General features: G+C 48.4%; 13 protein-coding genes and 1 pseudogene. 10 read left to right on the forward strand and 4 right to left on the reverse strand.

The features are described from left to right. The first annotated feature begins 7 nt into the window (after positions 1–7). Positions 8–808 carry an ABC transporter ATP-binding protein gene (locus tag LKI20_RS01820; protein WP_291769064.1) on the forward strand — a complete coding sequence of 267 codons (801 nt, stop codon included), beginning with the start codon at positions 8–10 and terminating at the stop codon, positions 806–808. Positions 809–864: 56 nt separating this feature from the next. Here LKI20_RS01820 and LKI20_RS01825 read toward each other — a convergent pair whose 3' ends face one another. Further along, positions 865–1,035, reverse strand: coding sequence for a hypothetical protein (locus LKI20_RS01825; protein ID WP_291769066.1), 171 nt, complete (start codon positions 1,033–1,035; stop codon positions 865–867). Positions 1,036–1,123: 88 nt separating this feature from the next. On the opposite strand from LKI20_RS01825, the gene LKI20_RS01830 reads away from it, so the two are divergent. The 6 genes and pseudogenes from LKI20_RS01830 (at position 1,124) to ilvC (ending at position 10,702) form a co-directional block, all read left to right on the forward strand. Continuing rightward, on the forward strand, positions 1,124–2,383 hold the full coding sequence (locus LKI20_RS01830) for an ABC transporter substrate-binding protein (RefSeq protein WP_291769070.1): 1,260 nt from the start codon (positions 1,124–1,126) through the stop codon (positions 2,381–2,383). Positions 2,384–2,675: 292 nt separating this feature from the next. Next, positions 2,676–3,698 (forward strand): annotated as a pseudogene (locus LKI20_RS01835) (LacI family DNA-binding transcriptional regulator); the annotation flags it as partial. 565 nt (positions 3,699–4,263) lie between these two features. Next, a complete protein-coding gene (gtfA, locus tag LKI20_RS01840) occupies positions 4,264–5,757 on the forward strand; it encodes a sucrose phosphorylase (protein ID WP_291769076.1) in 1,494 nt (497 codons plus the stop codon). Between the two features lie 171 nt (positions 5,758–5,928). Further along, positions 5,929–7,362 carry an MFS transporter gene (locus LKI20_RS01845; RefSeq protein WP_291773302.1) on the forward strand — a complete coding sequence of 478 codons (1,434 nt, stop codon included), beginning with the start codon at positions 5,929–5,931 and terminating at the stop codon, positions 7,360–7,362. A gap of 638 nt (positions 7,363–8,000) precedes the next feature. Then, a complete protein-coding gene (locus LKI20_RS01850) occupies positions 8,001–9,305 on the forward strand; it encodes an MFS transporter (protein WP_291773304.1) in 1,305 nt (434 codons plus the stop codon). 344 nt (positions 9,306–9,649) lie between these two features. Continuing rightward, positions 9,650–10,702 carry a ketol-acid reductoisomerase gene (ilvC, locus tag LKI20_RS01855; RefSeq protein WP_291769079.1) on the forward strand — a complete coding sequence of 351 codons (1,053 nt, stop codon included), beginning with the start codon at positions 9,650–9,652 and terminating at the stop codon, positions 10,700–10,702. Between the two features lie 149 nt (positions 10,703–10,851). On the opposite strand, the gene LKI20_RS01860 is transcribed toward ilvC, so the two are convergent. Beyond that, positions 10,852–12,879 (reverse strand): glycoside hydrolase family 32 protein, encoded by a 2,028-nt coding sequence (locus LKI20_RS01860; RefSeq protein WP_291769082.1) that lies wholly within the window; start codon positions 12,877–12,879, stop codon positions 10,852–10,854. A gap of 145 nt (positions 12,880–13,024) precedes the next feature. Further along, positions 13,025–14,521 carry an amino acid permease gene (locus tag LKI20_RS01865; protein WP_434734898.1) on the reverse strand — a complete coding sequence of 499 codons (1,497 nt, stop codon included), beginning with the start codon at positions 14,519–14,521 and terminating at the stop codon, positions 13,025–13,027. Between the two features lie 192 nt (positions 14,522–14,713). Between LKI20_RS01865 and LKI20_RS01870 the strand changes: the two genes are divergently transcribed. After that, positions 14,714–15,415, forward strand: a complete 702-nt coding sequence (locus LKI20_RS01870; protein WP_291769084.1) for an ABC transporter ATP-binding protein — start codon at positions 14,714–14,716, stop codon at positions 15,413–15,415. 7 nt (positions 15,416–15,422) lie between these two features. After that, complete coding sequence (locus LKI20_RS01875) at positions 15,423–18,041, forward strand: ABC transporter permease (protein ID WP_291769087.1); 2,619 nt, start codon at positions 15,423–15,425, stop codon at positions 18,039–18,041. 55 nt (positions 18,042–18,096) lie between these two features. Here LKI20_RS01875 and LKI20_RS01880 read toward each other — a convergent pair whose 3' ends face one another. Further along, a complete protein-coding gene (locus LKI20_RS01880) occupies positions 18,097–19,143 on the reverse strand; it encodes an FAD:protein FMN transferase (protein ID WP_291769090.1) in 1,047 nt (348 codons plus the stop codon). A 205-nt stretch (positions 19,144–19,348) separates the two neighbouring features. Here LKI20_RS01880 and LKI20_RS01885 point away from each other — a divergent pair, with 205 nt between their 5' ends. After that, the gene (locus LKI20_RS01885; RefSeq protein ID WP_291769093.1) at positions 19,349–21,052 is read left to right on the forward strand and encodes an FTR1 family iron permease; all 1,704 of its coding nucleotides are present in this window, start codon (positions 19,349–19,351) and stop codon (positions 21,050–21,052) included. Positions 21,053–21,084: the final 32 nt, after the last annotated feature.

Genomic DNA, 21,084 nt, shown 5'->3' on the forward strand with positions numbered 1-21,084 from the left:
GTGTGCTATGGCAGCAGTAGTTGAGGAACAAATAGATAGAGCAACTGTCCATGTCGGTGAGCCAGAGGGTGAACCCTTGTTGGATGCCGTGGATTTGGTCGCGGGCTATTTACCCGGAGTCAATATTCTTAATGGAGCTTCACTCTCGCTACATCAAGGTGAGATTGTTGGGATTATCGGGCCTAATGGAGCAGGGAAATCTACCTTATTGAAAGCGTTATTCGGCTTGGTTCATGTCAAGTCAGGTTCGCTATTGCTTCACGGCGAAGCCATCACTAATTTGCGAGCAGACAAATTAGTGTCAATGGGTGTTGGCTTTGTGCCGCAAACTGAGAATGTCTTCCCAAGCCTGACAGTCAGAGAGAATTTGCAGATGGGAGCATATCAAAGTCCGCAGCTGTTTGTGGAACGTTTTGATTATGTCACGTCAATTTTCCCTCGATTAGGTGAGCGAAAAGATCAGACTGCAGGATCACTTTCTGGTGGTGAACGTCAGATGGTGGCCATGGGGCGGGCATTGATGATGAAGCCTTCAGTGCTATTACTCGATGAGCCGTCGGCTGGATTGAGCCCAATGCTACAAGACGAAACTTTTATTCGTGTTCGTCAGGTCAACAAGGCCGGAGTCAGTGTCATCATCGTGGAACAGAATGCAAGGCGATGCCTACAAATATGTGACCGTGGATACGTTCTCGATCAGGGCCGCAACGCTTATTCCGGACGTGGTCGTGAGCTGCTGAATGACCCGAAAGTTATTTCTCTCTACTTGGGGAATTTGGAGGAAACAGTCGAAGAGGAAGGTCGCTGAATCTCTGGTGAATCTGCTTCATTGTTTTAAGAGATGATTCATCTATTGAGTCCAGCCTATGAATTTTCATCATTCACAGGCTGGATTTCAGCATGCCCGATAACGGATTTTCCTTGTGTTTCCAACAGTTTTCGTACTTCATCTTCAAGAAATATGAGGTACACGCAACCGTTGCAAGCGGCTCCTAATCTGATTTGCATGGTCACATTCAGAGAAATTGTTTCCATACCCCAATGGTGTACCGCTGGTGAGCGTTGATTGCACTTCCAACACTGAGGGTCAGGGAGAAAACAGAGAGGGAATGGTGATGTTAATATGCGAAAGAATAGATCGTTAGTAGTGACTGCCACTGCATCAATGGCTGCATTGGTGATGGGGCTTTCAGCATGCGGAGGATCTGGTAGCGCATCTAGCTCAAGTTCATCCTCGGATGGGCAGTTCGTTGTCGGCGGGCTGTTCCCGCTCACCGGATCATTGGCATACTTAGGGCCGGCAGAGACCTCTGCGGCAGACTTGGCCATTAAAGACATTAATGCAGCTGGCGGTGTGCTTGGCAAGGATGTTAAAGAGGTTAGCGCTGATGTCTCCGATGCTGACCACGCTGATCAAAACACCACTGCAGCGCAGTCCGTGTTGTCCAAGAACCCCTCAGTGGTGATGGGTCCAGCATCTAGCTCGGTGGTCAAGAACACGTATAAAGCAGTGACCGAGGCGAAGGTCCCGATGATTTCTATGGGTGCAACCTCGCCGTCACTTTCTGGTATCAGCCCGTATTTCTTCCGTACTGTTCCGCCAGATTCAGTACAGGGCGCTGTACTGAGTAGTTTGATTGCTCAGGATGGTGTACAAAAGCTCGCTATTGCAGTCTTTAACGAAGAATACGGTACGGGTCTGCGCAAAGTGATTGTCAACAGTCTTAAGGACGCTGGCGTGGATGTGGTGTATGGCGAGAGCGATACATTCGACCCAACAGAAACGAACTTCTCATCGTTGGTTACTTCAATTAAAGCCACCAATCCTGACGCAGTATTGGTTATCGCATTTGACCAGACCAAGCAGTTGCTGAAGGAAATGAGCAGCCAAGGACTTGATACCAAAACGAAACTGTATATGACTGACGGTAATACTGCAGATTACTCAGCTGACTTCGATGCAGGATTCCTTGAAGGGGCTCAGGGAACCATTCCTGGCGCACATCCCAGCGATGATTTCCAAAAGCGTTTGCAGGGAATCGAACCTAAACTGTCAGATTTCACATATTCAGCAGAAACCTATGACGGCATTGTGCTTGCTGCTCTTGCAGCAGAAAAGGGTGGCGCTGTAGATGGAGAGACCGTTCAGAAGAATTTGGCCGCTGTCTCGGGTGCCGACGGTGGGGAGAAGTGCACCACATTCAAGGCATGCTCCGCTTTGATTAAAGACAAGAAGGACATTCAATATGTCGGCTTGGCAGGTATCGGACCGTTCAATAGTAATAATGATCCAGGCTCTGCTTCCATCGGTATCTATAAGTTCGATTCAGCTAACAAGCCGGTGTACAGCCGCTCGCAGGAAGGTGAAGTGCCGAAGAGCTGATTGATGCCAAATGCTAATGCTCTTGGCAATGCACGAAAGTACGGCAGCAGCGCAGAGCGTTAATTAATAATGAGTTGAGGGTTGGGGTGTGACGTTGTAGTGCAAACGTCACACCCCAACCCTCAACTCATTGAGATGCAGAGATGGCAACATACAGATTCTTGCTGAGGAGCTCCTTGTGTAGAACAGACATAGGCTGCTGAGGAAAACAGCAAAGATTCTTGCTGTGGATTACAATTCATGAAAGAACAGTCGAGGCTTGGCGGTCCTCAACTCATGGAAAGGCAGTGTTATGGTTGGCATGCGTGATGTGGCCAAAAAGGCAGGCGTCGCGCTGAGCACGGTGTCGTTGGTTGTCAACGAGAACGGATATGTTTCTGATCAGATGCGTGTGCGCGTGGAGAATGCGATGCACGAACTGGATTATGTCCCTAATGAGTTGGCGCGGAATCTTTATCACGGGCGTTCGCATATTATCGGCGTGATAGTACCAACAATCCAGCACCCTTTCTTTGCAACTCTCACTGCGTATCTGCAACAAGTATTTGCCAAGCATGGCCTGTACACCATGCTGTGTTCCACTTTTGATATCGGTGAAGGCGAGGCGCCGTACGTCGATATGCTCAGGCGACGTATGTTGGACGGCATAATCCTTGGCGCACATACTGACTATCCACATGACTATTGGACTTCAATAGAGCGTCCAGTAGTGGCTTTTGACAGATCGCTGGGCGCAAGCATTCCCTCTGTGGGGTCTGATCATGAGCAGGGTGGAGAATTAGCTGCATCGCTTTTTGCACTTACTGGTGTGCGGCATGTGGTCGAGATAGGAGGGCCGCGCTCACGGTTCCACGACGCTGCAGATGACTCCAGTGCTGGTGAAAATCTCAACGTGCTAAGTCCTGCGCTTGAGACCACTCAGCAGTCAGATACCTCCGGTAATACCAAGCATCGCAGCACCTTTCCGCCTGTGAGATACCAATTAGCATTTGAATCGGTGCTAGAAGCGGCTGGTATTCGTTACGACTATATGGAGATTCCTTCCGTTGCTGATCTCTCGCAATTTGAACGTGTAGCTCGGCAAGTTTTTGAGCGCTACCCCGACGCTGATGCGATTATGGCACCGGATCTTGCCGCAGCCTTCTGCGTTCAAGAGGCACTGAGAAGAGGAATGCGCATTCCCGAATCCATGCAAATTCTTGCTTACGATGGTACGTATGTTACTGACGCTGCTGGGATGAAAATCACCAGTATTCTGCAAGACTTCCCTGGTATCGCGAAAAAACTTTCAGATGCCATGCTAGAAACCATCAATACTGATGCTCAGAGTGTTGGAACGAGGAATGCTGCCAAAGATTCGAACGGCACTGTTGACAAGGTACAGTCAGCGTCTGTCCCTACGCAGGCCGAAGACTCTGCCCGTGCTACAGACGATAGCTCGTATCACGAAATCAGCGTCGCAGGAACGCTTGGCCATACAGTACCGATGAAGATTAAAATGGGGCAGACTACACGCTGGAATGAGGCAATCCGCGGATTGTTGCTCGGTTCGCACCCTCAGACGGATTGATTTCCAATTTTCCTCTTATCGAGTGATGTATTTATTGTGCGGTGAAGGTACAGATTTGTGCACACCGAGTCACGCAACATTTTCGGTGGATATGTAGCTCCTGTATGCCCTGTGCGCTCATGTGGAGTTACAGCTTAACCTCAACTCTAACAAAGGCAGTAGGTGCATATCTAAGGCTGTCGAACCGGTTCGATACAATTGTTCGCGTGTCTGATACGCAAGGTCTGAATACTGCGTAAAGAGACATGTTGCATACGAATGACGTTGCACACAACGATGTGACCGTTTCGCTAACGAACAAGGAGGTCCGATGCTGAACAAAGTACAGCTCATCACCTACGCCAATCGACTTGGCGAAGGAACGATTGAGTCAATGACAGAGCAGTTGCGAAGCAAATTCGCAGGTGCATATGAAGGTGTGCACATCCTTCCATTTTTTACTCCCTTCGACGGGGCTGACGCTGGCTTCGACCCTATGGATCACACGGCAGTAGATCCGAGATTGGGCTCATGGAATGATGTTGCTGAGCTTTCGAAGACGCACAGCATCATGGTTGATGCCATTGTTAATCATGTGAGTTGGAAGTCGGCGCAATTCCAGGATGTGCTTGCCAAGGGAGAGGATTCTCCCTACTATCCTATGTTCCTTACGATGAGTTCAATATTCCCAGAGGGCGCCACTGAGGATGAGTTGACAGATATTTACCGTCCTCGCCCTGGTCTGCCATTCACTCATTACAATTTCAATGGCAAAACTCGGTTGGTCTGGACCACTTTCACACCACAGCAAGTTGATGTTGATACCGATTCGGCTGAGGGTTGGGCATATTTGATGTCAATTCTCGACAAAATGGGGCAATCTCACGTTTCGTCTCTCAGACTCGATGCTGTTGGCTATGGAGCCAAGGAATCCGGCACTAGTTGTTTTATGACTCCGAAGACTTTCCAGCTCATTGGTCGTTTGCGCGAAGAGGCTGCGAAGCGTGGGCTGGAAATACTCATTGAGGTGCATTCTTATTACAAGAAACAAGTAGAGATTGCGAGCAAGGTCGATTGGGTTTATGACTTCGCATTGCCACCACTGCTCTTGCACTCTCTCTTCACTGGGACTGTGGGACCGCTGGCAAAATGGGTATCCATACGTCCAACAAATGCGGTAACCGTGTTAGATACTCACGATGGCATCGGCGTGATCGATATTGGTCCTGACCAGATGGATCGTAGCAAGCAAGGATTAATCAGCGATGAGGCCGTGGATCAGCTGGTAGAAACGATCCACGAACGTACTCATGGACAAAGTGCTGAAGCTACCGGTGCAGCTGCATCAAATTTGGACTTGTACCAAGTTAATTCCACCTTCTACTCCGCACTTGGAGCTGACGATCGAGAATACTTAGCGGCGCGAGCGGTGCAATTCTTCCTCCCAGGTGTTCCACAGGTGTATTACGTGGGCGCACTCGCCGGTGAGAACGACATGGATCTGTTGAAAAAGACAAATAACGGTCGTGATATCAACCGTCATTACTACACGTCTGAAGAGATTGACGAAAACCTGAAACGTCCAGTTGTTCAGTCGCTGAACGCTCTCTGCCATCTGAGAAATACTCTCGATGCGTTCGACGGAGAATTCTCCTTCGGCGTTCAAGGAGAAACCATCGAACTTGCTTGGTCTGGTGAGCACAGTTCAGCTCAGCTCACTTTTGCGCCAGGCAATCATGAGGCCATAACGAAGTTGGCGTGGACTGATAATTCCGGAGCGCACAGCAGTGACGATTTGCTGTCGAACCCACCACAAATAGATTAATGATTAGGCGCCACAATACCGATGTAAGCGAATGCAGAAGCATTTTGTGGCGCCAATCTCGTGATGTTCTTTGGAGGAAACGTGTCTGATAAGCACGGCAACGAGGGAAATAACGGTAATACATCGGGCAAATCAGATGAAGATCGGCAAGTTATTCCACCAGATCTGCATATGAGAGTATCCACTCCCTCAGCTGCACAACCTGAAACTCAGGGGATACGGATGGTTGCGGAAACTGCTCCGGCTGTTGCGGCTGCAGGGGCTGTGTCGCCTTCGCATTCGATAGACGCGGCTGTTCCTGATAAAGAATCAGCCTTTATGGATATGCGTGACCCCATGGTAAGCGCTGACGGTCATCGACCTAACCGCAAAGAGATCATCAGATTAACCGTTGGCTTCACTCTTAGTGCCGTTGCTTGTGCGATTCCATGGGTGGCTCTGAGCTCATTAATTCTTCCTCAGTTGCTTGACCAAATTGATTCAAGTACGCGCGAAGCCATGATTGGCACTATCAACGCTGTTGGTTCTGTGGTTGCACTGCTGTCGAATGTGGTGTTTGGTACTCTGTCAGATTTGACTCGTTCGCGTTTTGGTAAACGCTCACCATGGATTATTGGTGGTGGCTTGCTCACGGGTCTATGCATCTTCGGCATTGCTTTTACAAACTCACAAACCATGATTCTGGTCTTATGGTGCACGGCTCAAATCGGCTACAACATGATGCTGGCACCTTTTGTGGCCACGATGTCCGACCGCGTACCTGATAAAGTTCGTGGCACAGTTTCTGGATTTTATGGTGCGGGTATAGCAGTCGGGCAGACATTGGGTTCCTTGATTGGTTCCCAGCTCATCGGTCATATTCAGGGTGGTTTCTTCATGGGGGCTGCTGTGTTTGCCATAATCGGTATTGTCACCGTTATGGTGTGGCCCAAAGAGCGCTCGAGTGTCACCACGGTGCGAAAGCCTTTCAGCATGAAGATGTTGTTGCTGAGTTTCCAGCCCCCGAAGAACGCGCCTGATTTCTATTACGCGTTGTTCGGACGTACTTTGATGATGGCCGGTTACAACATGGTTACGATGTATCAGCTGTACATCGTGAAGTATTACGTGCTGAAAGATTCCGGTCTTGATGAAGCACATTTGGCCACCAACGCAGCGACAATCATCGCCACAATGTCGATTATCACCTTAGTGGTGTCCTTGGTAGCAGCATTAGTTGCGGGTCCCATTTCTGATAAATTAGGTATGCGAAAAATACCAATATCTCTCTCGAGCTGTTTATTTGCAGTAGGTGTGGCAATGCCTTGGATCTTCCCGAACGCTCTCGGCATGTACCTCTTCGCAGGCATAGCCGGATTTGGCTATGGTGTTTATAACGCTATCGATCAGGCGCTGAATGTTGCCGTATTACCGAATCCAGAAGAAGCTGGTAAAGACTTAGGCATTTTGAATTTAGCAAATACCTTGTGCACAGTGTTGGGATCAATGTTGGCTTCCGGTGTGGTGCTGATGTCAGGTCGCAACTACATGTGGATATTCCCAACGGCAATAGTTGTGGTGCTCATGGCTGCAGTGCTCATTATGCGTATTAGGAATGTGAAATAGCGTTTTCCTTAGTGGACTAACAAGGAATGGGAATGTGCACACTGCTGTGTGCGGAGTCTCGTTCTCGGAGTGTGGTGTGGGAATGTGCACACTCGCTGTAGTTTCCACGCACTCCCAATATGTCCACTATGTGGACATGACACTGCGCTTTCCTGTACTTCAGACCTATGGTCTGCTCTAGTCCGGTTGATAAACATCCGGTTATGGCATGAAAGTGAGGAGTGACATGATGAAGAGTTATCTGCAACATGTTGATTACTGCCTCGCTGATACCCATAGTGAATGCGCACGAATTATTAGCCCGTCTTCGTTGGCGGACTGAAACAGCATTCCAAACTGTTCAACCCCACCACGAAGAGCGGGGTTCTGAGCAGACCGGACGATTCACCTCAATCACGTAAACATACGTCATTCAGTAGTGTTCGTCATCATTCTCAGCAATAAACCCCGTAAATTGCACGGGGTTTTGTTGTATCGCATGTCAAATATGGCAAACGATACTGAATGAGGAGATGACAAGGATGACAACAGTCGATGTACCAGCTGATACAAGCCTTGCGCAGGGCGAAACAGCGACTGCACAACAGCAAAGAACAGCAGTAGAGCAATCGACAACGCAATCTGCGCTGCACCAGAAGATGGATCTGCTGGCGAGGGATTCAGTAAAAACTGTAATTGGTGCTTCGATGGTAGGTACAGCCATTGAATTCTATGATTTCTATGCCTATGGCACAGCTTCGGCGAATTACTTCCCCAAGATTTTCTTCCCTGAAGCCAACCCGACTGTGGGGCTGCTTGCATCGTTACTGACCTTCGCTATCGCTTTTATTGCGAGACCATTAGGTTCTTTGCTTTTTGGTCATTTCGGGGATCGCATGGGCCGCAAAACCACTCTTGTAGTTTCGCTGCTGCTGATGGGTTGCGCTACTGTGTTCATCGGTCTTCTACCCACATACAACAGTTGGGGATTGCTCTCGGTCGTATTACTGTGCATTTGTCGATTTGTACAAGGTATCGGATTGGGCGGCGAATGGTCTGGCGCTGCTTTGGTTGCCACAGAAAATGCTCCTGCGAATCGTAGAGCTCTGTATGGCTCTTTCCCTGAACTCGGAGCGCCCATTGGCTTCTTCCTATCGAATGGCACCTTCTTTGTACTTGAGATGTTTTGCACGCCTGAGCAGATGTTGAGCTGGGGTTGGCGCGTGCCATTCTTACTGTCAGCGGTTCTTGTTGTCGTCGGTTTGACAATTCGTGTGCACATGGAAGAAACACCGATATTTCGTATGGCACTTGAGCAACAGAAAGTAGTCAAAGCTCCACTGGCTGAAGTATTCCGCAAAAGTTGGAAGCAAGTGTTGCAAGCGACATTCCTCGTAGCGGTTACCTACACATTGTTCTATACCTTGGCAACATGGTCACTGGCTTTTGCCACCAAAGCCAAAGGTCAGGGTGGCGGTGGTCTGGGGTTCACTACCCAGGAATATTTGCTGATGTTAATGGCATCCATCGTGGTATTCGCAGTATTTATCGTGCTTTCGTGCGTATATGCGGACCGCTTGGGTCGACGTAGAGTACTGATAGCTAGTTCGATTGCGTTGGTGGTGTTTAGTCTGTTGTTCCCATATTTATTGATGGATCACCGCAACACTGTGCAAGTCATGGTATTTCTCTGTGTCGGTTTTGCTCTGATGGGCATAGCCTTCGGGCCAATTGGCGCAATGCTTCCCGAACTTTTCCCAACCAACGTTCGGTACTCAGGAGCCGGAATAGGTTATAACCTTGCAGCAATTGTGGGTGCAGCATTCGTACCGACAATCGCCACATGGCTCTCATCGCATTGGGGTGTGCGCTCAGTAGGCCTATACCTAGCTTTCATGGCATTGTGCTGCTTGATAGCAGTATTAAGTTGCCATGAAACTAAAGATGTTGATTTTAGTAGGTAGCTTCCACCGGTGTTGGCATCCGAAATGATTATCTGGTGGTTTCTGGCAAAGGATTTCAATAATGACATAAGCATCACTACAACCGAACATATAGTCAAAAACAATCAATCTTCGCAATTTAGTCAACCTGATATAGTCCACACAATGAACTTGGGCGGGTATGCACGGTAGAGTCGGGTAGAATCAACAACGGCTACCATAAGACTTTATTTCGGTTGGAGTCGAACGAGACAAAATCTCGGGGTTTCCACCGATAGACAGCGACTGTAAGTACACGACAACAAACGGCATGGCAGCAACCGTATTTCTGCCGAGAAAAAAATATAAGGAGTAGTGCATTCATAATGGCAGCACAAATCTGGTATGAACAGGATGGCGATCTTTCAGTTCTTCAAGGAAAGAAAGTGGCTATCATCGGTTACGGCTCACAGGGGCACGCACATGCGCTGAACCTGCGCGATTCCGGTGTTGACGTAGTCGTAGGGCTGCGTCCGAACTCGAAGTCCGTTGAGTTTGCCAAGGAGCAGGGACTTGAGGTCAAGTCCGTTCCTGAGGCAAGCGCCGAGGCTGATGTAATCATGATCCTGGCACCTGATCAGTACCAGCGCACCATCTGGACGAACGACATCGAGCCCAATATCAAGGAGGGCGCAGCAGTCGCCTTCGCTCATGGATTCAACATCCACTACGGCTACATCAAGCCTTCTGCAGATCACCCTGTATTCATGGTTGCCCCTAAGGGACCAGGACATATCGTCCGCCGTGAGTATGCGGCAGGCCGTGGCGTCCCTGTGGTTGTTGCTGTGGAGCAAGACCCACGCGGTGATGGTTGGGAAATTACTCTTGCGTATGCCAAGGCTCTGGGAGCTCTGCGCGCAGGTGCTATCAAGACGACCTTCAAGGAAGAGACCGAAACCGATCTCTTTGGCGAGCAGGACGTACTCATGGGTGGTATCAACCACCTAGTCGAGTGCGGCTTCGAGGTGCTGACCGAAGCTGGATACCAGCCTGAGATTGCTTACTTCGAGGTCTGCCATGAGCTGAAGATGCTCGTCGATCTGATGAACGAAGGCGGCCTGAACAAGGCTCGTTGGAGCTGCTCCGATACCGCCCAGTACGGTGATTACATCTCCAAGGTTGTCGACGACTCCACCAAGGATCGTATGCGTTACCAGCTGGGACGTATTCAGGATGGTTCCTTCGCCAAGGAGTTCATTGACGATCAGAACGCCGGAGCTCCTAAGTTCAAGGAACTGCAGGAGAAGTACTCCCACGAGAAGATCGAGGAAGTTGGCCCGAAGCTGCGTGCCATGTTCTCTTGGAACAAGGGCGAAGCTGCTGACGCCGACGAATCGCAGTCCTTCACCGGAAAGATTGCTCGCGCACAGGTGCAGTAATAACTCGGATTCATACATTGAATCCCATGAACAGGTAAAGAAATCCACCTGACTCTCGTAGCACGTTGGCCACAACCCGAAAGGTTGTGGCCAACGTGTTGTTATTACATGTGCGCCATTCCGGCTATAAGGCTGCCTGATAGTGCCTACTAACTGGCTGAATGTAATGCCAGCAAGTCCCGTGATGTGCCATGTCGTGATGCCTTGCGTACCTTGAGAAGAATGGTGATACCTACTGCTGCAAGCATGCCACTCATTCCTAGTGGCCAAGCGATGCTGCTACCGGTGTTGCCCAGTTTCTTCGCCATATTTCCTGCTGCATGAGTATGTTGTTTTAGACTTTGCTTGGCGACATGCACGGTTGCTTCTTGTTCGGCTTGTGTAGGAGAACCCTTCAAATTGGTAGTCTTCGCAGCAGTATTGCTCGTTGAAGCTGTCGAGCTGGGGTTTGAAGTGGGTTCGGTTGTGGATGAGTTTTGCGCATCAGGAGTGCTGACGGTGTTTAGCGTATACGACAGTGCATTCTGTCCGTCGGTATTCACGTTGATTGTTGACTGTTTATCCGTAGACAAACGGAGCATGGTGTAGGTTTTACCGCTTCCTTCTATGGTGAATTCGACGCTGCTTTGATCCTGCACAATGTGCAAGGTAACTGAGTGCGGTGAACTTTCGCCGCCCTTCGCCGCGATTACTTTGGTGTATTCGTATATGGCATCCGCATCCGTCAACCGGCTTGTTGAACGGGTAGCGGTGTATGAACCGCTGTCGGCGTCGTAAATGATAGTTACCGTTGAGTCTGGTTGTTCAAGTTTCACAGTGATATGCCCGTCGACTGCTTTGGCGTTGTCAACGTTGGTGAAGGTCAACTCAGCATTCTGCGCTGACGGACGTGTGATGTTGAGCAGGTTCTTGTTGCCTGTAATGCTGGTTGCCGAGCCTGTGAGAGCCTGTTCAAATAGCGCAGTAGGTTCTACGAAACTGCTACTTAGTGAGTAGTCTCCAGCTTTGCCAGTCAGGGTTAGTTGGCGTGCCAAACTTATCGAACCCAGTTTATACGTGATGCCATTATCGTCGCTAATGTCTTTGGCTGAATAACCCCAATTTCCTATCCAGGCTAATGAAGTGATTTGTGTGTTACTGCTTTGCATAAAATTGGCACCGTAATAGTCTGAACCGTCGTCGACTCGTTGGGGTTGTTGCTCGGGAATAAATATATTGTTGTCATCCAGATGGCCGACCATGTAATACGTGCCAGTAGTGGTGCCATATTGATACCCATTTGCGCCAAAGAAGAGTATGGTTTTTTCTTCTCCGCTTTCAGGGTCTCGCAGTGTTTTGATGTTTGGGCATTCGACTGTGCCTAAATCTTTGCCATTGAGTGCGCCGGCGTTCAAAATCGTGGCGCCAACATAGTCAAAGGAGATGCCATCTTCACTGGCATAAGTGCCGATTTTATCCCCTTCGGCGAGATACATCATCATATGTTTTGAACTGGAATCATAGAACATATATGGATCTCTGAAGTCAGTATGATCATCGGGAGCACTCATGATTGCAGAATCTCGATATGGTGTGAAGCTTTGCCCCTCATCAGTTGAGTATGCAACAAACTGTTTTTGCACACCCTCTATATAACTGGTGAAATAGGCGACCAGTGCAGTTTTAGGTAGATCCTTGAAGAATCCTTGATCATTGTTAATGATTGCTCCGGTAGCCATTGAGAACCATACGCCGTTGAATTTTGGTATAGAAACTCCAACGTTCTCGTAGTGCACGAAGTCTTGAGTTTTGACGTGATACCAAACTGTTCCGTCCCCGTCGTGTTTATACAGAGGGTTTTGGATATACATGAAATGGTAGTATCCGTCGCTGCCTTTCCAAATGCTCTGGATATCGTTCAAAAAGCCTTGTGGAGTGTTGTAATGGTAAAACTGATCGAATTGGCTGCTCGTTAGGCTGTCTGTTGTGGTGCTTGTCATGGTTGAGGTTGTTCCTGTGGTATTTTCTGTTGCGTGCGCCTGTGGTTGCGTTGCGATAGTGGTGCTCAACGCGGTAAGTGAGCACATGATGACTGTTGCGAGCCGTAACCATCGTGCGTGTGATGCTTTGTGTGCACTATGTTGCTGGTCAATGCTGATGTGTTGTTGATTATCTGTGGATGAGAAAAGTATGTTCATATGTCCCCCAAAGTGATGCAACAGCGCTGTTGCAGGCGTTCATTCAACACCAAGGTGAACTGTATTGCGTCAAACGTTTGACGGCAAGTTTTCTATAGCAATACCAAGTCGTATTGTTGTAATAATAGTTGCCTGTGGATAACAGTTAGCTGTGGCGACGCTGGCTAATCTCGTAGGCACACAGCAAAAAAATGAGCCAGATTGGTCCAACTGCAACAGCGACTCGATAGCTTGACGAGAAGCACATCAGAATAACCACACAAGCAAGGAAGATCAGCACAATAATATTGCTGATGGGCTGGTATGGCATCTTGAAACGGATTTTTTCAATAGCTAATTGTCCTTGAAGAGACGAGAGCTTGCCGGGGCCGTGACCTTCTACAACGCGTTTGCGAAATTTCATCTCGGTAATCACGATAATGACCCAATTGATAATGCCAGCGATTGTGGCTATAGACATCAGATAGTTGAAAGCGAAATCTGGCCAAAGGAATACCACCACAACCGCTATAGCGGTGATTGCTGCTGAAGTGAGTACTCCACCGACTGGTACACCATTTTTCGAAAGATGCCCAAGATATGCAGGTGCGTTGCCTTGTTTAGACAAAGAAAATAACATACGTGAGTTGGCGTATAACCCTGAGTTGTATACACTCATCACTGCTGTGAGACATACGAAATTGAGCACTCCAGCAGCAGCGTGAATGCCCACAGAGTCAAATATTTGTACGAACGGGCTGATTACTGTTCCTTGTGCATTTGGCACGCCAATAGTATTCCAAGGAACCACCGCCATAATGATTCCCAAAGCACCGATATAAAAGACTAAAATTCTCCAAATCACATCGTTGGTGGCTTTAGGAATTGTCCGTTGAGGTTCTGCAGTTTCTGCAGCAGTTATACCAATCAACTCGGTGCCGCCGAAACTGAACATCACTACGGCGAGTGCCATAAGTAAACCAGTCCATTGTCCATCGGCTGTCCGTGAGATTAAGCCATGGGGTAGTGCGCCACCATCCAGAGCGAAGAAGTTACGAAAGGAAGCAGTTACTCCGCTGTCGCTCGGTAGATGAAGAGCGAGAATAGCAACCCCACCCAAAATCATTGCTATAACCGCAACAATTTTGATGATGGCAAACCAGAATTCAAATTCTCCAAAGCGACTCACACCCAATAAATTTGTGCATGTTATTGCTACGAGAAACACAGCAGCTGAAAGCCAAGCAGGAATAGAAGGAAACCAGTAGTTCACGAATGAGCCAACTACTGATAGCTCAACCATAGAGACCAAGATGTAATTAAACCAGTAGTTCCAACCTGAGATAAATCCAAGTCGTTTAGACCAATATCTACTGGCATAATAGCTAAATGCCCCAGCCTTGGGGTCTTGAACGCTCATTTCACTGAGCGCGCGGACAATAAGAAAAATTATTCCTCCGCCAAGAAGATAAGCCAACAAAATAGACGGACCAGCTAGAGAGATGGATTCGCTTGATCCATAGAACAAGCCAGTGCCTATTGCTCCGCCGAGAGCGATGAGTTGTATGTGCCGATTTTTCAAGGTGCGGTGCAAGGTTTCTGGGACCTTCTGGATTTTTTCGGGCGTTGCCTCGCTGCTCTCTGGTGTATTGCTGGAACCCACGGTGCCTCCTCGGACGTATGCGCAGGCTCCCCATGCGTGCGATACGATGATGTCAGGAAAGGGTGGTGCAGCGTCTGCACACTCAATCCAACTGCTCTTGAAGCATAGTCTCTTGTGGTGCCAAGAGGCTTGTGAAGATTGTTATGAGCATGGATTCACCCTAAATATGATCCCCTAATTAAGGAGGACACGTTGACATATATCGAATTCGCGCACGTCGTTAAAGAATATGCTTCAGGTGAAGGAAGTATCCGCGCTCTTGACGATGTCAGTTTTTCAATAAGTCAAGGAAGCCTCACAATCATTTTGGGTGCATCAGGTGCTGGAAAGACCACCGCTCTAAACATCCTCGGAGGAATGGATACTCTCAGTTCAGGAAAAGTCACGGTCGATGGTCGAGACATATCTGCCCTAAAGCGCAAAGAACAGACACTGTATCGACGTACAGACATTGGCTTTGTTTTCCAGTTCTACAATCTGGTCTCTAGCTTGACTGCACTAGAAAACGTTGAGCTAGCCTCTCAAATACGACGTGAGCATTTCGATCCGCGAGAAACTCTCGAACAAGTTGGATTAGGTCATAGACTCGATAATTTTCCAAGTCAGTTGTCGGGTGGAGAGCAGCAGCGCGTAGCGATTGCTCGTGCCATAGCCAAACGCCCCAAACTTCTATTGTGTGATGAGCCAACGGGAGCATTGGACTATGCAACCGGCAAACAGATTCTGCAATTATTGCAAGATATTAGCCGTAAACAGGGGATGACCGTGGTGATTATCACCCACAACACAGCTATTTCAGCGATGGCAGACAAAGTAATTCACTTTAGGAGTGGTCAAGTACAACACAGCATTACGAATGACCATCCTGTTCCTATAGCTGACATCGAGTGGTAGGTGCGATATGGAGAACAATAGTGCGCAAAAAAATAGCCACAAACCTCGGCGCTCAAATGTTGTGGTCAAGGATATTTGGCGCACATCTCTGGCGAATTGGAAAAGATTTCTCTCTATTGCATTGATTACTATGCTCGGCGTCGCTGTGCTAACAGGTATATATGCAGGGTGCAAAGATACCCTGCTATCGGCTGACCGCTTTTATGATGCGCAGCACCTTTACGATATTCAGGTGGTGTCCTCAGCGGGCCTTACAGATGAGGATCTGAAAGCTCTTTCTGACGTGGAAGGAGTGCAATCAGTACAGGGTGAGCATACCAGCACAGCGAGTGTGCAGGTGGATCATACAGAGCACCTCGCCACAATACAAGAACTTGGTAGTAACGGGCTTAACCAAGTTTCAGTGCAGCAAGGCGCATTGCCCACAGGCAAGAACGATGTAGCGGCAACGAAGCGTTTTATTGTTGACAGTGGGGCACGGTTGGGCGACAAGGTGAATCTCACAACAAGTAATGCAGTCACTGGGCAATCAACCGCCGCTGAATACACCATCACGGCGGTGGTGCTTGATCCAACGGATATTGCGAATCCTGAAGGATACAGCACCGGTGCTTTCCGCTCACAGGAAAGTAATAGCTATGATTTTTTTGTTCCCTCAGGCAGCAATGATACGGCAGTGTATTCAGCCATTTCCATTGCTGTTTCAGGAGCGCAGGAGCTGGATACTTTTTCGGATGAATACGCAGCTAAAGTGCAGAAAGTCATTGATCGTATTGATAGCACGGTTACACAGCACAGAGAAGTAGCGAGACAAGAACAGCTGCAGCAGTTGCAATTGCAGCAAACAAATGAAGCCCAGGGATCTGAATCCAGCGCGAGTTCGAATGCGGGTTCGGATGCAAACGATACTGCTGTGCAATGGCATATTCAGGATCGAGCGTCCATAGCCACATATTCCAATCTGAAGGGAGATTTGAGTTCAATCGAATCAATCGGTCGAGCGTTTCCTGTGGTGTTTTTGGTCGTTGCCATACTGATGAGCCTGACCGCAATGACGCGCATGGTGGAAGAAGATCGAGGGCTGATCGGTACATACTTGGGTCTTGGATATGGCAGAATCTCGATTGCTTCGCGGTATGTGATTTTCGCGCTCGCGGCATGCACGCTCGGCGGCGTGTTGGGTAACGTTCTTGGCTTTATAGGCATTCCCGCATTCTTGATGAAGGTGTTGGATGGTTTGTACATCATTGAGAACACCACATTCTTCTTCGACTCGATATATGGAATCGGCGGCTTCGCATTATTTGCAGTTGGTGTCGTAGGAGCCACAATGTTGGCTTGCAAAGGTGAGATGTCTCAGATGCCTGCTCGTCTTATGAGACCGAAGTCTCCGAAAGTTGGTTCTCGTGTGTTGTTGGAGCGCTGGAGATGGTTATGGAATCGAATGAGTTTTCTCAATAAGGTAACCGTGCGCAACCTCTTTCGTTTCAAAAGCAGACTGTTGATGACTGTCGGTGGCGTTGCCGGTTGCACTGCACTGATTGTTTGCGGTTTTGCCATTAACGATACAGTTCAGACCTTGGGTGTGAAACAGTATGGAGGTGTCGATCGCTATGACTTGCTCAGCGTCGCAGTTTCAGATGATGCTGCAGCAAGCATGCGCCAGAAGCTGGTGAATGATGGGCTAGTGAAGCAATCAGTGCAATTACGAGTGGAGGGCGCAGACCTGCTTAATGTGGCAGGTGAAAGCGAATCAGTCCGTCTGATTGTGGTTCCCGATGGGCAGGATATAAGCAGCATGGTTGATTTTCGACCTGCAGCAACAGGCCTGAGTCGTACTTTCGGCTTCTCGACAACCCCGAGTAAACGACCTCGTCTGACTTTGGGCACCAGTGGTTTGCTGGTCGCGCAAAGTGCTGCGAACTCTATGGGTGTATCCGACGGCGATACGGTGTCTCTGCGCAGCGATGTACATGGTCAGCATAGCGTTAAGGTTCAGCATGTGTATCGCAATCTGATTGGCAGCGATATATTTATGTCGGCAAGCCTGTATGAGTCGATTTTTGGTGTGAACGAGCAAGATTTTGCTACTAATGCGGTGATGGCTACGCTCAAGGGTAGTGATGATGCTCAGATCACATATGCGGAGAATCTCAAGAAATCTTCATCAGTGGCTTCTGCGAACAGCACCATATCAATGCAGCGTAGTTTTGCTTTTGATTTGATGAGTGCAGTCGTGACATTAATCGTTGCGCTTGCTGGAGCGCTCGCTTTAGTAGTGTTGTTTACGCTGTCGAGCACGAATGTATCTGAGCGTATACGTGAGATGGCTACTTTGAAGGTGCTGGGTTTCACTGATCGGGAAGTCCACGTTTATGTGAATAAAGAGATGCTGTTACTGGCATTCTTCGGTACTCTTTTGGGGCTGCCGTTGGGACGTGTTATTGGAGGCATGCTCACAGGAGTATTGAATATGTCGGGCATGTTTTTTGAAGTCGAAGTTCATTGGACAAGCTATGTAATTTCTGCTGTTGCTACGATGTTCTTCGCCTTAGTAGTGCAGTTGTTTACGAACGTAGTGTTGGATCGTATTGATCCCGTGAGTTCGTTGAAAAGTGTGGAATAGCGGTGATCGCAGAGCCCATAGTGTGTGTGAAAAGATTCACTGTGTTTGGAAAGATTCACTGTTGGGCAAAGAGTGAGCCAGGAAAGTGCTGAGAAAGTAGAGCAGTGCGGTCCTGAAAAATTACTGCACATTCGAAAGCGAAGGCACGGCTCAAGATGACCGGGTCACAAACAAATAAAGCAGTTGAAAGGCCGTCGGCCCAAGCCGTTGGATAGTTCGTCGTGTTATGAATAGCGGTAGGTGTTGCCTCTGAAGAATTGTCGATAGCGACCCAAGTGGCAGCCACATCGTTTGCTGGCATACCGTCAATGGCATTAAGCAGGTGGTGCATAGTGATGAAACTTTTTTCGTGCGTGGAATGTTGAGTCTGCTGTTGGTCAAGGACTAGTGGCCATTGTCTGCGGCTGGGGGCTGATGCGCATAACGATCCGTTTTGAATTTCAGCCATTCCGACTGCATCCTCGTCATTGCTGGGATCTTCTAGTGCAATGCGTATGGGGTTGCCACATTCCATACGCAAATCGCCACCAGCATCTATGAGAACATATCCCTTCATCTGCGCGATGGCGCTACTCAGCAAATCAACTAGAAACCCTTTTCCGACTGCTCCGAAATCAAGCTGGAGCGCGCGATGAGTGATTAGTGTTGTGCCATGCCGCGTAACGGCTTCATTCCACTGTGGTCTGCCATGAATCGCTCCCACTGTTTGCTTCACATTGGCCGATGCATGAAAGTTGATATCTGCTCCATAGCCTAATTGTGTTAAATCAGCACCTACCAGTGGATCGATTTTCCCCTCTGTAACGGCAAAGAGGCGGTCATATATCTCAAATAGTGGATGGAGGTAGTCCGGAAAATCGAAACTGCCACCGTGACTTGCATTCGACATTGCAGTGACCAGAGAATCGTGGCGAAAGCGAGAAAGGACGGTTTCGTAATTATCAATTAGTGTTTGAAGCTCGGACTCAAGTTGAGTGTCAATCTCGTCCTCGGTGTGCACCACAATCCCTGTTCCTAGCGCTTCAGGGAATGCAATGACATGGTTGAGATTGCCGATAACAGCGTTATTTGCTGCTTCCTTCGCATTACGTTGATGCTGCATGTGAAAAACTCTACTCATGAATATTGAGTTGTGTAAGTGATTTTTCGTGAATCGCTAACGTGGTCGTGACGTATAAAATATGCTCCTTACACCACAAATCTGAGAAAAACAAGACTGCACTTTAGGGAAATTTTCAGCTAGTTTTGCTTACTGGTGATTTTCCCCACACTGTTTTCTCTCAGGAGAATACGGAAAGAGCCTCAGCATGCAATTACAAATACGTTCAATCATGAAGCGTTTGGTAGGACTGTTCGCTATGGTATTCGCTACCTGCGCAGTGTTGTCAGTATTGCAACCTCAAACTCTTGCGTATGCAGCTGATGCTGAGCAGTATGCAACATGGAGTGATATTGCCACAGCAGCAAATGAGCAGCTCACCGCAGCGGAGCACAGTTATTCGGATGGTGACACTGCAGGGGCATCTTCAACGTTCAGTGCAAGCTATAACAGCATTTATGTTGCCAGTAATTTTGCTAAAGCAGTGAACGACATACTCGGCACGGAACAACAGCAACATTTACAACAACAGTTCCAATCAATAGAGCAGTCTTCATACACCGCAGGCAATGCGCAGAGTATTAATCAGCAAGTATTAACTCTTCAAGCAGCCCTCACTGCAAGCGCCCAACAACTTGATGCCAATACCACACTTGCCGATCCCAAAACTTATGCTACTGCGTTAGATAAGCAGATTGAAGAACAGCGTAAACAACTTGAAGCTGCCAAGAAAAACAAAAATACCGGCAGGGGAGAGCGCAGCTGGTCACAAGTCGCCGATGAAATGAACAAGATTCTTGACAAGTCATACCAAGCTTCATCTTCAGGAGATGGTCGTAAAGGTTCTGATCTGGTCAATGAAGCCTATTATCAGTATTACGAGAAGCTGGGCTTCGAAAAAACAGTGATGAACGCTATCAGCGGTAGACGCGTTTCTCAAGTCGAATACCAATTCAAAGAAACGCGCTTGGCAATGGTTCAGGGCGAGTCGAACGCTCATGTGAAGACTCTGGTGACTGATCTTCAATCTATGCTCACTGCAGATGCAACAACTCTAGATGGTGGTGCTGCGGGAAATGTCAATCCTATGACCGCATTCTTCACCAGTGCGTTTGGACAAGCTTTTGTGGTGTTGTTGCGTGAGGGTCTTGAGGCGCTGCTGGTGGTGGCAGCGATTATCGCTTACTTGGTCAAAGCTGGGCATAGGGATAAACTGCGCTACATTTACTGGGGCGTAGCTGCTGGATTACTTGGTAGTGCTTTGATGGCCTTGCTGTTTACCTTGGTCTTTAGCTCTGCTGGAGCACATCAGGAACTGCTGGAAGGCATTACTGCCCTTATAGCGATGGTGATGCTGCTCTATACCAGCAATTGGATGCTCTCCAAATCTTCAGTCGAAACCTGGAATACCTATATCAAGGAGAAAACAGTCGCCGCGGTTTCGCAGGGGAGTGTGATCTCTTTGGCATTGCTCTCATTCCTAGCGGTGTTCCGTGAGGGTGCTGAGACTGTGATGTTCTATCAGGCTATATTCACTATGGCACCAAGTGGAGGACGAGAGATTTGGTTGGGATTCGCCGCCGCAGCTGTGGTCTTGGCGATACTCTTCCTGCTGATTCGATATACCTCAGTCAAGATTCCTATACGCCCGTTCTTCATGATTACCAGCGCTCTGATGGCTATTATGGTCGTGATTTTTGCCGGAGGTGGAGTGCATGCCCTCATAGAAGGTGACATCGTTCCTGCTACTTATCTGCCGTCAGTACCAACCAACGATTGGATTGGTTTATATCCATATGCGCAGACGGTTATTGCCCAGATAATCGCTCTCATAGTAGTGATTGCACTGTTCACTGTGTCTGTCATCCGACAGCGGCGTGCTCGAGCCAAGCTTGCGACGACCTCCAAATAATACTTGCTATTGCTTACCCCCCCCCCCAAAAA

It is taken from the genome of Bifidobacterium sp. (assembly GCF_022647885.1).
Classification (GTDB): Bacteria; Actinomycetota; Actinomycetes; order Actinomycetales; family Bifidobacteriaceae; genus Bombiscardovia.

Excerpts from the sequence above, each read along its gene's own strand:
- LKI20_RS01820 (WP_291769064.1), top strand. The coding sequence starts at position 8 with ATGGCAGCAGTAGTTGAGGAACAAATAGATAGAGCAACTGTCCATGTC.
- LKI20_RS01825 (WP_291769066.1), bottom strand. The coding sequence starts at position 1,035 with ATGGAAACAATTTCTCTGAATGTGACCATGCAAATCAGATTAGGAGCC.
- LKI20_RS01830 (WP_291769070.1), top strand. The coding sequence starts at position 1,124 with ATGCGAAAGAATAGATCGTTAGTAGTGACTGCCACTGCATCAATGGCT.
- gtfA (WP_291769076.1), top strand. The coding sequence starts at position 4,264 with ATGCTGAACAAAGTACAGCTCATCACCTACGCCAATCGACTTGGCGAA.
- LKI20_RS01845 (WP_291773302.1), top strand. The coding sequence starts at position 5,929 with ATGAGAGTATCCACTCCCTCAGCTGCACAACCTGAAACTCAGGGGATA.
- LKI20_RS01850 (WP_291773304.1), top strand. The coding sequence starts at position 8,001 with ATGGATCTGCTGGCGAGGGATTCAGTAAAAACTGTAATTGGTGCTTCG.
- ilvC (WP_291769079.1), top strand. The coding sequence starts at position 9,650 with ATGGCAGCACAAATCTGGTATGAACAGGATGGCGATCTTTCAGTTCTT.
- LKI20_RS01860 (WP_291769082.1), bottom strand. The coding sequence starts at position 12,879 with ATGAACATACTTTTCTCATCCACAGATAATCAACAACACATCAGCATT.
- LKI20_RS01875 (WP_291769087.1), top strand. The coding sequence starts at position 15,423 with ATGGAGAACAATAGTGCGCAAAAAAATAGCCACAAACCTCGGCGCTCA.
- LKI20_RS01880 (WP_291769090.1), bottom strand. The coding sequence starts at position 19,143 with ATGCAGCATCAACGTAATGCGAAGGAAGCAGCAAATAACGCTGTTATC.
- LKI20_RS01885 (WP_291769093.1), top strand. The coding sequence starts at position 19,349 with ATGCAATTACAAATACGTTCAATCATGAAGCGTTTGGTAGGACTGTTC.